General features: G+C 61.1%; 11 protein-coding genes. 1 reads left to right on the top strand and 10 read right to left on the bottom strand.

Annotation, left to right across the window (positions count from 1 at the left end):
* Window positions 1-27 precede the first annotated feature (27 nt).
* The 10 genes from trpE to PMI31_RS08195 all read right to left on the bottom strand — a co-directional run bounded on the left by trpE (window position 28) and on the right by PMI31_RS08195 (window position 12,472).
* A complete protein-coding gene (gene trpE / locus PMI31_RS08240) occupies window positions 28-1,509 on the bottom strand; it encodes an anthranilate synthase component I (protein ID WP_008017432.1) in 1,482 nt (493 codons plus the stop codon).
* A 69-nt stretch (window positions 1,510-1,578) separates the two neighbouring features.
* Window positions 1,579-2,397 (bottom strand): phosphoglycolate phosphatase, encoded by an 819-nt coding sequence (locus tag PMI31_RS08235; protein WP_008017431.1) that lies wholly within the window; start codon window positions 2,395-2,397, stop codon window positions 1,579-1,581.
* Complete coding sequence (rpe, locus tag PMI31_RS08230) at window positions 2,394-3,068, bottom strand: ribulose-phosphate 3-epimerase (RefSeq protein WP_008017430.1); 675 nt, start codon at window positions 3,066-3,068, stop codon at window positions 2,394-2,396. The genes PMI31_RS08235 and rpe overlap by 4 nt, the downstream gene beginning before the upstream one ends.
* A gap of 115 nt (window positions 3,069-3,183) precedes the next feature.
* Window positions 3,184-4,332, bottom strand: a complete 1,149-nt coding sequence (locus tag PMI31_RS08225) for an iron-containing alcohol dehydrogenase (RefSeq protein ID WP_008017429.1) — start codon at window positions 4,330-4,332, stop codon at window positions 3,184-3,186.
* Between the two features lie 214 nt (window positions 4,333-4,546).
* Complete coding sequence (locus PMI31_RS08220; protein ID WP_008017428.1) at window positions 4,547-5,371, bottom strand: ABC transporter permease; 825 nt, start codon at window positions 5,369-5,371, stop codon at window positions 4,547-4,549.
* A gap of 12 nt (window positions 5,372-5,383) precedes the next feature.
* Complete coding sequence (locus tag PMI31_RS08215; protein WP_008017427.1) at window positions 5,384-6,631, bottom strand: ABC transporter permease; 1,248 nt, start codon at window positions 6,629-6,631, stop codon at window positions 5,384-5,386.
* Window positions 6,632-6,770: 139 nt separating this feature from the next.
* Window positions 6,771-7,814, bottom strand: a complete 1,044-nt coding sequence (locus PMI31_RS08210) for an ABC transporter substrate-binding protein (protein WP_008017426.1) — start codon at window positions 7,812-7,814, stop codon at window positions 6,771-6,773.
* 48 nt (window positions 7,815-7,862) lie between these two features.
* Window positions 7,863-8,987 (bottom strand): ABC transporter ATP-binding protein, encoded by a 1,125-nt coding sequence (locus PMI31_RS08205; protein ID WP_008017425.1) that lies wholly within the window; start codon window positions 8,985-8,987, stop codon window positions 7,863-7,865.
* A 319-nt stretch (window positions 8,988-9,306) separates the two neighbouring features.
* Window positions 9,307-9,960: a response regulator gene (locus PMI31_RS08200; protein ID WP_007993216.1), complete on the bottom strand. Its 654-nt coding sequence runs from the start codon at window positions 9,958-9,960 to the stop codon at window positions 9,307-9,309.
* Between the two features lie 115 nt (window positions 9,961-10,075).
* Window positions 10,076-12,472 (bottom strand): PAS domain-containing sensor histidine kinase, encoded by a 2,397-nt coding sequence (locus tag PMI31_RS08195; RefSeq protein WP_008017424.1) that lies wholly within the window; start codon window positions 12,470-12,472, stop codon window positions 10,076-10,078.
* A gap of 73 nt (window positions 12,473-12,545) precedes the next feature.
* Between PMI31_RS08195 and PMI31_RS08190 the strand changes: the two genes are divergently transcribed.
* A complete protein-coding gene (locus PMI31_RS08190) occupies window positions 12,546-13,535 on the top strand; it encodes an alpha/beta hydrolase family protein (RefSeq protein WP_008017423.1) in 990 nt (329 codons plus the stop codon).
* Window positions 13,536-13,640: the final 105 nt, after the last annotated feature.

Here is a 13,640-nt window from a genome sequence, read left to right as displayed (position 1 = left end):
TTTTATGATGGTGTAACCCTTGTGGAATCAGGCGTTCGGCGTTTGTTCGGCCAGGGCAACGGCACGGAACATCGCGCGGCGCTTGTTCAGGGTTTCTTCCCATTCCAGCGCCGGCACCGAGTCGGCGACGATGCCGCCACCGGCCTGCACATGCAGTTCGCCGTTCTTGATCACCGCCGTGCGGATCGCAATGGCGGTGTCCATGTTGCCGTTCCAGGCGAAGTAACCGACCGCACCGCCGTAGACGCCACGCTTGACCGGCTCCAGCTCGTCGATGATTTCCATCGCGCGAATCTTCGGCGCACCGGACAAAGTGCCCGCCGGCAGAATCGCTCGCAGTGCGTCCATTGCCGTCAGCCCGGCTTTCAGCTGCCCGGTGACGTTCGACACGATGTGCATCACGTTGGAGTAACGCTCGATCACCATTTTCTCGGTGAGTTTCACCGAACCGATTTCCGATACGCGGCCGGTGTCGTTACGGCCGAGGTCGATCAGCATCAAGTGCTCGGCAATTTCCTTGTCATCCGACAGCAGATCTTTTTCCAGTGCCAGATCAGCCTCTTCGTTGGCGCCCCGCGGACGGGTGCCGGCAATCGGGCGCACGGTAATCAGGTTGTCTTCGACCCGCACCAGCACTTCCGGCGAACTGCCGACGACGTGGAAGTCGCCGAAGTTGAAGAAATACATGTAAGGCGTCGGGTTGAAGCAGCGCAGCGCGCGGTACAGATCGATCGGCGCCGCCTTGAAGTCAATGGACATGCGCTGGGATGGCACGACCTGCATGCAGTCACCGGCCAGGATGTATTCCTTGATAGTGTCGACGGCTCTTTCGTAATCGTCCTGGGTAAAGCTGGAGCGAAACACCGGGTCAGCCGCTTGCTGCTGGCTGAAGTCCAGGCCACGGCGCGGGGTGATCGGCTGGCGCAGTTTTTCCAGGAGCTCTTCCAGGCGAGCGCGACCTTGCTCGAAAGCGTCTTCCTGAGCCGGGTCGGCCAGTACGATGGCGTGCATCTTGCCGGCGAGGTTGTCGAACACCACGACGGCGTCGGAGACCATCAGCAGAATGTCCGGCACACCCAGCGGATCCGGGTTCGGGCACTTGCCCAGGCGCTTTTCCACGTAACGCACGCAGTCGTAACCGAAGTAACCCACCAGGCCGCCGTTGAAACGCGGCAGGCCGGCAATGGTCGGCACGTTGTAGCGAGCCTTGAAGGCTTCGACGAAGGCCAGCGGGTCTTCAACGTCGTGGCTTTCGGTCTCGACACCATCGACGGTCACGCTGACGTGGTGATCGTGAACCCGCAGCACGGTGCGGCACGGCAGGCCGATGATCGAGTAACGCCCCCACTTCTCGCCGCCCTGTACAGACTCCAGCAAGTAGGAATTGGGCTCGTCGGCCAGTTTCAGGTAGATCGACAGCGGCGTATCGAAGTCGGCCAGGGTTTCGCAGGCAAGCGGGATGCGGTTGTAGCCGGCAGCGGCCAAACGCAGGAATTCTTCGCGGATCATGAGGTGCCTCGTGGCTTGAGGGTCGAACAGTCAGGTATGCAAACGCGCCGGAAACCGGCCAGGATCAAGTCAGGCGCGCCAACGCCAGCGGGCCAGGGCCTTGATGACTTTCATCCAGAGTTTGCGAGTGACCACCACGATGGCGTTTCCAGAAGGGGGTTTGACAGCGTCGGTCAACGTTATCTCAGCGGCCGGATCCAGGCAACCGGGAATTAGCTTGCGCAGATCGTCGATCACCAGCGCCGGCGACTCTTCGGCAATCGGCCGGCCGTGGTTATAGCCGTAGCTCAGAGCCACACACTTGACCCCCGCCGCTTTCGCCGCCAGCACATCGCTGCGCGAATCGCCAACGAACAACGATTGTGAAGCCGGAATGTTGGCCATTTTCATCACGAAAAACAGCGCGGCCGGGTCGGGTTTTTTCTGTGGCAGGGTATCGCCGCCGATGATCCAGCGGAAATAACGGCCGATTTTCATCTGATCCAGCAACGGCGCGACGAAACGCTCCGGCTTGTTGGTGATCAGCGCCATCTCGACACCCTGCTTTTGCAGCCATTTAAGCGTATCGCGCACGCCGGGGTAAACCACGGTCAACTCATGGCTCTCGCCATAAGCCTGCATGAAATACTCCAGCGCCCGTTCAGCCTCGGCGTTATCGACCGCCGAATGATCGATACCGCCGGCCAGCGCACGACGCACCAGCACTGGCGCGCCATTGCCGACCCATTCGCGCACCGCTTCCAGACCGGCGGGTTGACGACCGAGTTTGAGCAGCATCTTGTCCACAGCCACTGCCAGGTCCGGGACCGAGTCGACCAATGTACCGTCCAGATCGAACATCACCAGCCGCGGCAGTTGCCCCGGGAACAGCTGCTCAAAGCCGCTCATGGGCGAGCCAGCGCCAGTTCGGAACGCATCTTTTCAATGATTTCCTGATAGTTCGGCGCATTGAAGATGGCCGAGCCGGCGACGAAGGTGTCGGCACCGGCCGATGCGATTTCGCGAATGTTGTTCACGTTCACGCCACCGTCGATTTCCAGGCGAATGTCACGGCCCGAAGCATCGATCAAAGCCCGTGCTTCACGCAGTTTGTCGAGGGTGCTGGGGATGAACTTCTGCCCGCCGAAGCCCGGGTTGACGCTCATCAGCAGGATCATGTCAACCTTGTCAATCACGTGCTTGAGCACGTCCAGCGGGGTCGCCGGGTTGAATACCAGGCCTGACTTGCAGCCGCCTTCGCGGATCAGTTGCAGGGAGCGGTCGACGTGCTGGGTGGCTTCCGGGTGGAAGGTGATGTAGGTCGCGCCAGCTTCGATGAAGTCGCCCACGATGCGGTCCACCGGACTGACCATCAGGTGCGCGTCGATCGGCGCGGTCACGCCGTACTTGCGCAGCGCCGAGCAGACCATCGGGCCGATGGTCAGGTTCGGTACATAGTGGTTGTCCATGACATCGAAGTGCACGAAGTCGGCACCGGCGGCCAGGACGTTGTCCACTTCCTCGCCCAGGCGGGCGAAGTCGGCGGAGAGAATCGACGGAGCAATTACGAAGGGCTGCATGACGCACCTTTTCTGAGCAGAATCACGATGGCGCGCATTGTATACCTCATGCTTTGACGCGCGCACCGTGAGCGCGATGATTGGACCTTGCCATCATCCATCGACGACAATGCCCCTAATACGCCGCGCGATAGATCTTCTCGATATCGACGGCACTCAATTTGCGCGGATTATTGCGCATCAGGCGCTCAATCCCCGCCGCTTCCGCGGCCATTGACGGGATGGCGTCCTCGGGCACACCGAAACTGCGCAGGCCCTGGGGAATTTCCACGGCGGCACACAGTTCGGTCATGGCCTGCACGGCTTTGTCGGCCGCTTCATTGGCACTCAAATGCGCGGTCTTCACGCCCATGGCCTCGGCTATATCCTGCATGCGTTCGATGCAGGCCATCTTGTTCCAGGTCATGACATGGGACAGTAGCAAGGCATTACTGACGCAATGGGCAATGCTGAAACGCCCGCCCAGCGGATACGCCAGCGCATGCACCGCGCCAACCCCGGCATTGCCGAACGCCATGCCGGCCATCAGGCTCGCCGTGGCCATATCTTCCCGGGCTTGCAGGTTCGAAGGATTGGCGTAGGCCTTGGGCAAAGCCTTGGCGATCAACTTGATCGCGCCGATGGCCAGGGAGTCGGTAATCGGCGAGGCATTGACCGACAGATAGGACTCGATGGCATGCACCAGCGCATCGACGCCGCTGGCCGCCGTGACGCTGCGCGGACAGGTCAGGGTCATTTGCGGGCTGACCAGCGCCACGTCCGGCAGCAGGTAGTCGCTGACAATGCCCCTCTTCAGTTGCGCAACCTTGTCGGAAAGGATGGCGACGTTGGTCACCTCCGAGCCGGTACCCGCCGTGGTCGGGATGGCGATCAGCGGCGGGCCTTTGCGCGGGACCTGATCGATACCGAACAGATCCTCCAGCGCGCCGTGGTATCCGGCATAGGCCGCCACGCTCTTGGCAATGTCGATGGCACTGCCGCCGCCCAGGCCGATCAAGCCGTCATGCCCGCCGTCGCGATAAACCCGCATGCAATCTTCGACGATGGCGATTTCCGGGTCCGGCAGTACCCGGTCGAAAATCTCGTAGCTGCGCTCGCCCAGCTGCGCCAGTGCCAGCTCTACCGTTCCGGACTTGACCAGAGCGGCGTCGGTGACGATCAGCGGGTTGTCGATGTCCAAGCGTGCCAGCTCGGCGGACAGTTGCTCGATGGCACCTGCGCCAGTGATCAATTTGTGAGCGATTTTGAAAGAGGAAAGACTCATGTGCGCAGCCTCTTATAGGTAGGGGAGCTGGGCACAAGAGTAGCTGGGGATTGCGGGTTGTCTTGCATTCAGGCGGTGAATGACCAACACCGACTTTTCTACCCCCTGTAGGAGCCGGCTTGCCGGCGAATGGTGCAACGCGGTGTGCCTGATGCACCGCTTTCGCTGGCAAGCCAGCTCCTACAGGGAATGGCGTCAGAAATAACGATCCGTGTCAGACCTGGGCAGTACGCAGTTTCTCGCTACGCCCACGCAGCCATTCCAGGGTCAGCAGCAGGATCACCGAGAAAGCAATCAGCAGCGTCGCGGCGGCGGCGATGGTCGGGCTGAGGTTTTCGCGGATGCCGCTGAACATCTGCCGTGGCAGGGTCGCTTGCTCGGGACCTGCGAGGAACAGCGTCACCACCACCTCATCGAACGAAGTCGCGAAGGCAAACAACGCCCCCGAGATCACGCCCGGCGCGATCAGCGGCAAGGTCACCCGGCGGAACGTGGTCAGCGGCGAAGCGCCCAGGCTCGCAGCGGCCCGCACCAGGTTGTGGTTGAACCCTTGCAAGGTCGCCGACACCGTGATGATCACGAAGGGCACGCCCAGCACGGCGTGCACCACGATCAGCGAGGTATAGCTGTTGCCGAATCCCAGTGGAGCGAAGGTCAGGTAACTGGCCACACCGATGATCACCACCGGCACCACCATCGGCGAAATCACCAGCGCCATCACCAGCGCCTTACCCGGGAAGTCGCCCCGAGTCAGGCCGATCGCCGCCAGCGTACCGAAGATCATCGCCAAAACGGTCGCTGCCGGGGCCACGATCATGCTGTTCTTCAACGAACGCATCCATTCCGCCGAGGCAAAGAAATCCTGATACCAGTGCAGCGAGAAGCCTTGCAGCGGATAAACCAGAAAACTCCCAGAGTTGAACGACAGTGGAATGATCACCAGCACCGGCAGAATCAGGAACAACAGAATCAAGCCGCAGAGAATCCGCAAGCTGTAGAACCACACCCGTTCGATGGGCGACATATAAGGACTCAGCATTTCGTTCTCTCCTTAGCTCAGGCGCAGGCGACTGGCGCCCACCAGCCAGCTGTAAATCAGATAAAGCACCACGGTCGCCAACAGCAGCAGCCCACCCAGTGCGGTCGCCATGCCCCAGTTGATGCTGGTGTTGGTGTAGAAGGCGACGAAATAGCTGACCATCTGATCGTTCGGGCTACCCAGCAATGCCGGGGTGATGTAGTAGCCGATAGCCAGGATGAACACCAACAGGCAACCGGCGCCGACACCGGCATAGGTCTGCGGGAAGTACACCCGCCAGAAGCTGGCGAAGGGATGGCAGCCGAGGGAAATCGCGGCGCGCATGTAGGTCGGCGAGATGCCCTTCATCACGCTGTAGATCGGCAGGATCATGAACGGTAGCAGGATGTGCACCATGGAGATGTAGACACCGACGCGGTTGAACACCAACTCGATCGGCTTATCGATGATGCCCATCGCCATCAGGCCGCTGTTGATCAGTCCGCCCGATTGCAGCAACACGATCCACGCCGCGACCCGCACCAGGATCGAGGTCCAGAACGGCAACAGCACCAGAATCATCAGCAGGTTGCTCTGCCGCGACGGCAGGTTCGCCAACAGGTAAGCCAGGGGATACGCCAGCACCAGGCAGATCACGGTGATGATCAGGCCCATCCAGAAGGTGCGGGCGAAGATGTCGAGGTAGATCGCCTGATCCGGGGTGGCCGGGGCGATTTCGCCGAGGTCGTCGATGCGATGATCGACAGCGGCCAGCAGGTAATACGGGGTGATGCTGCTGGTGTTGCGGCGCACCGCCTGCCAGTAGGCCGGGTCGCCCCAACGCTCATCGAGGCCTTCCAGCGCTTCTTTATAAGAAGCCGGTTCAGTGACGAGCGGCAAGGCACGGGCGGTTTTGGTCAGCAGGCTGCGATAACCTGCCAGCTCCATGTTCAAGCGCTTGGACAGATCACCCAAGGTCTGATTCTTGCGGGCGTCGGCGAGGTCTTCGGCCGCCGCTTTATAAACCGGTTCAGCGGGCAGGCCGCGGCCGTCCCAGCTGGCGATGGCCGTCACGGTGCGCGGCATGCCGCCGACCACTTCCGGGTTGCCAACGCTTTTGTAGAGCAGCGCCACGATCGGCACCAGAAACACCAGCAACAGAAACAGCACCAGCGGCGCAATCAACGCCTGGGCCTTCCAGCGGTTGACCCGCTCGGCGTGCTTGAGCCGCTGCTTCAAGGTGGGGTCAGTGCCCGCGTTCACGGGAACGGCGATAGCCATGGCGTACTCCGGAAATCGATCTTTCTAATACGAACAACCTGTGGGAGCTGGCTTGCCTGCGATGGCGTCATCAGATTCAACATCTCTGTCAACTGACCCACCGTCATCGCGGGCAAGCCCGCTCCCACAAGGGTGATGGTTATTTGGCAGCCCAGGCGTTGAAGCGCTGTTCCAGTTGCTCACCGTTGTCAGCCCAGAAGCTGACGTCGATCTGCACTTGGTTGGCGATGTTTTCCGGGGTGGTCGGCATGTCTTTCAGGACATCCTTGGCCAGCAGCGGTACGGCTTGGGTATTGGCCGGGCCGTAGGCGATGTTTTCCGAGTAGGTCTTCTGCTGCTGTGGCATCACCGAGTAGGCGATGAACTTCTTCGCCGCTTCGGCACGCGCCTTGTCCAGGCCTTTCGGGATGGCCCATGCGTCGAAGTCGTAGATGCCGCCGTTCCACACCACTTTCAGGTTGCTTTCTTTCTGCACGGCAGCGATCCGGCCGTTATAGGCCGAGCTCATGACCACGTCACCGGAAGCGAGGTATTGCGGCGGTTGTGCGCCAGCTTCCCACCACTGGATGTTCGGCTTGAGCTCATCGAGTTTCTTGAATGCGCGGTCCTGACCATCTTTGCCGGCCAGCACTTTGTAGACGTCTTTCGGCGCAACGCCGTCGGCCATCAGTGCGAATTCCAGGGTGTACTTGGCGCCTTTACGCAGGCCACGCTTGCCCGGGAACTGCTTGGTGTCCCAGAAATCCACCCAACTGGTCGGTGCGGTCTTCAGCTTGTCGGCGTTGTAGGCCAGTACGGTCGACCACACGAAGAAACCCACGCCGCAAGGCTGGATCGCGCCCTTGACGTAGTCTTCGGTCTTGCCGAACAACTTCGGATCAAGCTGCTCGAACATGTCTTCGTCGCAACCACGGGACAGTTCCGGCGATTCAACCTCTACCAGATCCCAGGACACGCTCTTGGTGTCGACCATGGCCTTGACCTTGGCCATTTCGCCGTTGTACTCACCGGCCACGATCTTGCCGTTGCCTGCCGCTTCCCACGGTGCGTAGAAGGCTTTGACCTGAGCCGCCTTGTTCGCCCCGCCAAAGGACACCACGGTCAGGTCCGGGCCGGCCGCCATTGCGTGTGCCGCGCCCATCATGCCCAGTGCCAGAGCGGTGAATTTCAGGGATCTCAACATTTATTGTTCTCTCCACGTGCAGGGTTGGTGTTGGTATTGCCGGGGCGATCAATTCGCCTCTAAAAGGGGATCGAGCGCACGAACGTGCTCGACCTGCCAGCCAAGCGGTACCACGTCGCCAACCGCCAGCCCGGGATCGAGTTCGGCAATCGGTTGCTTCACGAAGAAGTCGGTCTTGCCACAGACTTCCATGCGAACCCGGACGTGGTCGCCCAGATAGATGAATTCCTCGACTCGCCCGGAGAAGCGATTGACGCATTGGTCGCTGGAGCCATTGAGGCTCACGCGCTCCGGACGGATGGACAGGGTCACCGGCTCGCCGGTCTTGCCGACATTCACCGCCAGCGCTTCAACTTTTTCACCACGCCCCAGTTCGACTACGCAGCGGTCGCCGGTCTGACTGTGCAGTCGGCCATTGAGGCGGTTGTTCTCGCCGATGAAGTTGGCGACGAAGGTGTTTTTCGGCTCTTCGTAGAGGGTGCGCGGCGGCGCGATCTGCTGGATTTCGCCCTGATGGAACACCGCCACACGGTCGGACATGGTCAGGGCTTCGCCCTGGTCGTGGGTCACGTAGACCACGGTTACGCCCAGGCGCTGGTGCAGGTGCTTGATCTCCATCTGCATGTGTTCACGCAGTTGTTTATCGAGTGCGCCGAGGGGTTCGTCCATCAGCACCAATTGCGGCTCGAACACCAGCGCGCGGGCCAATGCCACACGCTGTTGCTGACCGCCGGAGAGTTGCGCCGGGTAACGCTGGGCGAAGGTATCGAGCTGGACCATGCTCAGCACGCGCTTGACCCGGGCACTGACGTCGCTCTTGTTCATGCCGCGCACGGTCAGCGGGAACGCCAGGTTTTCGGCCACCGTCATGTGCGGGAACAATGCGTAGTTCTGGAACACCATGCCGATGTCGCGCTTGTGCGGCGGCACGTTGTTAATGGCGCGCCCGGCCAGCAGGATTTCGCCCGCGGTCGGCGTTTCGAAGCCGGCGAGCATCATCAGGCTGGTGGTCTTGCCGGAGCCGGACGGCCCGAGCAAGGTGAGGAATTCGCCTTTGCGAATGTCCAGGTTGAGGTCCTTGACGATCAGGTTCTCGCCGTCGTAGCTCTTCTGCACTCCACGAAAGCTGACCAGAACATCATTGGCCCCTGCGCTTGAATCGACCTGGCTCATACCCACACCTTTGTTATTGATGACTGCTGTGGGGTTAAGCCTAGTGGACGCTGGGGACCACGCAAATCGGGGCGCAAGAGAGATTCGCCTCAGCCGGATGGAAGGCTGGGGGTAGGGATTGCCCTACAAGGATGGCGCGTTTTGGCAAACGCAGTGCAAGGCACTGGGCTGCAAGCCGCAAGTAACGGCAAAAACGATGGGGCGAGATGTCGTAAATGGATATGGCATCGTGCTATCCCTGTAGGAGCCAGCTTGCTGGCGATAGCGATTTCAAGAACGCCATCGCCAGCAAGCTGGCTCCTACAGTGGATTCGGTGAATCAGAGCAGTTTGTGCTCCATCGCGTACTTCACCAACTCCGCCAACGAGGTGATGTTGAGCTTCTGCATCAGCCGCGCCTTGTGGGTGCTGATGGTCTTGCTGCTCAGCGCCAGTTGCTGGGCAATGTCGTTGACGTTGGCGCCCTGGGCCAGGCGTTCGAACACAGAGAATTCGCGCTCTGAGAGCAACGAATGCAATGGACGCGAGTCGGTCAGACCGACCTCGAAGACCATGCGGTCGGCCAGTTCCGGGTCGATATAACGCCCGCCTGACGCCACTTTGCGAATGGCCGTCAGCAACAGTGCCGGATCGCTGTCCTTGGTTGCATAACCGGCGGCCCCGACCTTCAGCGCCCGGGCGGCCATCTGCGCTTCGTCGTGCATCGACAACACCAGGATCGCCGGCGGATTGTTCAGGGCGCGAATCCGCGGAATGGCTTCCAGGCCATTGACGCCCGGCATGGAGATGTCCAGCAACACCACTTCGCAGGGCACATGACGCAAGGTGTCGAGCAACTGCTCGCCGTTGCTCGCCTCCCCCACCACCAGCAAGTCCTTGGCCAGGCCAATCAGCTGCTTGATGCCTTCACGGACGATGGTGTGGTCTTCGGCTACCAGTACACGGATCACGTTTTTCTCCAGATTCAAGATCATTCGCGAGCAAGCCCGCTCCCACACTGGATTTGGGCATTTACGCAAAACATTGTGGGAGCGGGCTTGCCCCGGGCGGCGTTCCGACGAAAGCGTCGGTACAGTCAACACAACCTGTTCAGGCTGTATCCAGCGGAACGCGCACACTCAGGGTCGTACCTTCACCCGGCTCACTTTCAAGGGATAACTCACCGCCCATAATCAACACCCGCTCGCGCATTCCGACAATCCCGAAGGACGTTGGCCTGCCAGGCGCAGCGACAAATCCTACGCCATCGTCGCTGACCGTCAGACACAACTCGTCGCCTTCCAGCGCCAGCGTCAGTTCAACAGTATGCGCCTGGGCATGGCGCATGACATTGGTCAGCGCTTCCTGAAGGATCCGGAACAGGCCGATAGCCTTGGCATCGCTGAGCACCGGCAGATTATCCGGCACCTGCACCAGACACGGAATCTGCGTACGCGCCTCAAATCGTCGGGCCTGCCATTCGATGGCCGAGGCAATACCCGCATCGAGAATCGGCGGGCGCAATGCGGTTGCCACGTCACGAACCAATTGGAAGAGTTGGGCGATCAGGCGCTTCATGCTGCCAAGGCGCTCGTTAAGGCCCGGATCGAGTTGCGCGTAAGCCAGTTCGCACATGGAGGTTTCCAGCTTGAGCACCGTCAGCATCTGACCCAGTTCATCGTGAACTTCCCGGGCGATGCGCGCCTTTTCTTCTTCGCGCACGCTTTCCAGGTGCGCGGACAACTCACGCAGTTGTTCCCGGGAGCTGGCCAGTTCAAGTTCGATGCGCTTGCTCTCGCTGATGTCCCAGACGATCCCGTCCCAGACATAGGCGCCGTCTTCCAGCTGACGCGTGATGGCCTTGATTTCCGCCCAGCGCTGCTCGCCCTGACGGGTGAGGATACGCCCTTGCCACGACCAGTCGCTGTCGGTATCCAGCGCATGATCCTGGGTCTGGTGATAGCTGGCTTTGTCATCCGGATGCACCAGGCTGCGCAGACCTTTATCGCGATGCGCAAGCGTGGCCGGCGAGTAACCCACCAGGCTTTCGCTGCCTTCGCTGATGTAGGCAAAGTCGATCTGACCGGTCACCGGCGCCCGCTCCAGCCGGAAAACCAGGCCCGGAACGTTGGCGGCGATGCCTTGCAGCCGCGCCTCGCTTTCCTGCAGGGCGGCCAGGGCGCGGCGCCGCTCGGTGACGTCATTGAGGTAAACCACCAGGTATTCGCCATCGCGAAAGCGCAGAAAACTCAACGAGACATCGGCCGGCAGAATGCTGCCGTCGGCGCGCACACAGTTGGTTTCGAAGCTTTGCGGGCCCTCTTCACTGGCCCTGGCGCGCTTCCAAAGATTGAGCCAGCGGTCCATGTGCAGGCCAGGTTCGAAATCGATCAAGGGCCGATCAATGATCCCACCGGGTGGATAGCCGAGCATGCTTTCCGCCGCACGGTTGGCGTAGCGCACGTGGCTGTCCCAGTTGACCCAGAGGATGCCGACGGTGCTTTGATCGATGGAAAACTGGGTGAGCCGCAAAGCCTCTTCGCTGGCGGCACGCAAGGCAATGTCTTCCTGCGCGGCCATCAAGCGTTGCTCCAGATTGCGCTGCTGGCGACGCTGCCAGAACACGATAGCCATGCAACTCAACGCCAGCACGACCAGCAACAGGCAGAGGTTTTGCCAGAACCCGGGGGACTCGGTGAGCCGCGGATACTTGGCTTGCAGCCATTGATTGTGCAGTTGTTCCAGATCCTTGGCCGGGATCGCCCGCAATGCACTTTCGACGATGCCCGCCAGTTCCGGCTTGTCGCGGCGCGTGGCCACCCGCAGCAGCTGCGGCAGGCCGACATCCCCGACCACCACCAACCCGGCGAACTCCGGCTCGACAGACAGGCGCCCCAATTGTGCCTCATCGACCACCGCATAAGCCGCCTGCTGGCCCGTCAGCAACTGCAAGGCCTGGCGCTCCATCGGGACGCCTTGCAGGTTCAGGTGCGGATAGTTGCTGTGCAGGTAATCGGCGATGGCGCTGGGCATTCGCACAGCGACGCGGGTCTGGCTGTCGAGCTTTTCCAGCTCGACCGCGCCGGCGCTTTTCTGGTCGCTGACCACCAGTTGCGGCACCCGCATGTAGGGGTCGGAAAACTGCCAGAGACGCAACCCGCCAGGGGTTTGGGTCAACCCCGGGGCGATGTCGATTTCGCCCTCGCGGGCCGCGGCTTCCAATTGTTCAAGGTCGGGAAAGTTGCGCCAGCTCAGTTCGACGTTGAGGGTCTTTGCCAGCCACTTCATCAAGTCGACATTCACCCCGGACAGGCGCTGCAAGCGGCGATCGTATTGCGCATAGGGCGCCTGCAACACCAGACCGACCCGCAACTCGCTCTGCTGCTTCAGCCAGTGCTGTTGCTTCGGGGTCAACTGGGCAACATGCGCCGGGGGCACGGGCGCGGCCCACCCCATCAAGGGAAACCACAAACAGCCGATAACCCACAGGCAGCGAAAACGCTTCATTGAACTCTCACACACTGACAAATACTGACCAACCCATTAGGCTGCCGGAACAACTTCTGGCCTGGAATATCCAATGCCCCCTGTCTACCGCCTGGCACTGCCAGCATTGTGCCTGTCGCTGATCCTGCCATGCGCTTTTTCCGTCGAAGCGGCCGACCCGGCGCCTGGCGCAGCAGAAAAAACCGCCGAAGAAAAACCACTCGAACGTCAGCCGCTGCCTGAGCGTAGTCAGGAAGAAGCTGCCGCACTTGAGCGAAAAGTCCCGGCTCAGGAACAGCAACAACTGCAAGCGGCCACCGACACGTTTCTGGCCTTGTGGAAACCGGCCAATACCGCCGACCCCAAAGGCGCGGTGATTATTATCCCGGGCGCCGGCGAAAGCGTTGACTGGCCGCAAGCGGTCGGTCCTTTGCGGCGCAAATTGCCGGACGCCGAATGGAGCAGCCTGAGTATCACCTTGCCAGACCTGCAAAGCGATGCCATTGCGCCACGAATCGTGGAAGCAGCGCCAGCCCCCAAGGCTCCCGAGACCGGCAGTAAAGACTCGACCACCGCCGCCCCCATCGAACAGGCGGCCGGTGGCGAGGCCGACGTGGCCGACAAGGCCGTCGCCGAAACCACCGAAGAACAATCCAGGGCAGATGCCGAGCGTATCTTCGCCCGGATCGACGCCGCGCTCGCCTTCGCCGAACAGCAAAGCGCCCGCAGCATCGTGGTGTTGGGGCATGGTTCCGGCGCTTATTGGGCCGCGCGCTACCTGAGCGAGAAGCAGCCATCGCAAGTGGAAAAGCTGGTGATGGTTGCAGCACAGACACCCGTGACGGCGAAGCCCGAGCTGGCGGAGCTGACCCCGACCCTGAAACTGCCGACCGCCGATATTTACTACAAAGACAAAGCGCCGGACCGCAACGCTGCACTGGAACGGTTGCAGGGCAGCAAGCGCTTGAAGTCATCGGCATTCAGTCAGGTCGCGCTCAAGGCATTGCCCGACAACAAGGCTGAGCAGGAGCAACTGTTCCGGCGGGTGCGGGGTTGGTTGAATCCGCTGCCTGCGACAGACTGAAAGACCGTGTCGCCGTCATCGCGGGCAAGCCACGCTCCCACAGGATTTGAGTCGTACGTATTTTTGTGTTCGACATAAAACCTGTGGGAGCGGGCTTGCCCGCGA

The sequence above is a fragment of the Pseudomonas sp. GM55 genome, assembly GCF_000282395.1.
GTDB classification, from domain to species: Bacteria; Pseudomonadota; Gammaproteobacteria; order Pseudomonadales; family Pseudomonadaceae; genus Aquipseudomonas; species Aquipseudomonas fluorescens_CC.
This window is presented reverse-complemented; position numbering and strand designations above follow the sequence as displayed.

Excerpts from the sequence above, each read along its gene's own strand:
- trpE (WP_008017432.1), bottom strand. The coding sequence starts at position 1,509 with ATGATCCGCGAAGAATTCCTGCGTTTGGCCGCTGCCGGCTACAACCGC.
- PMI31_RS08235 (WP_008017431.1), bottom strand. The coding sequence starts at position 2,397 with ATGAGCGGCTTTGAGCAGCTGTTCCCGGGGCAACTGCCGCGGCTGGTG.
- rpe (WP_008017430.1), bottom strand. The coding sequence starts at position 3,068 with ATGCAGCCCTTCGTAATTGCTCCGTCGATTCTCTCCGCCGACTTCGCC.
- PMI31_RS08225 (WP_008017429.1), bottom strand. The coding sequence starts at position 4,332 with ATGAGTCTTTCCTCTTTCAAAATCGCTCACAAATTGATCACTGGCGCA.
- PMI31_RS08220 (WP_008017428.1), bottom strand. The coding sequence starts at position 5,371 with ATGCTGAGTCCTTATATGTCGCCCATCGAACGGGTGTGGTTCTACAGC.
- PMI31_RS08215 (WP_008017427.1), bottom strand. The coding sequence starts at position 6,631 with ATGGCTATCGCCGTTCCCGTGAACGCGGGCACTGACCCCACCTTGAAG.
- PMI31_RS08210 (WP_008017426.1), bottom strand. The coding sequence starts at position 7,814 with ATGTTGAGATCCCTGAAATTCACCGCTCTGGCACTGGGCATGATGGGC.
- PMI31_RS08205 (WP_008017425.1), bottom strand. The coding sequence starts at position 8,987 with ATGAGCCAGGTCGATTCAAGCGCAGGGGCCAATGATGTTCTGGTCAGC.
- PMI31_RS08200 (WP_007993216.1), bottom strand. The coding sequence starts at position 9,960 with ATGATCTTGAATCTGGAGAAAAACGTGATCCGTGTACTGGTAGCCGAA.
- PMI31_RS08195 (WP_008017424.1), bottom strand. The coding sequence starts at position 12,472 with ATGAAGCGTTTTCGCTGCCTGTGGGTTATCGGCTGTTTGTGGTTTCCC.
- PMI31_RS08190 (WP_008017423.1), top strand. The coding sequence starts at position 12,546 with ATGCCCCCTGTCTACCGCCTGGCACTGCCAGCATTGTGCCTGTCGCTG.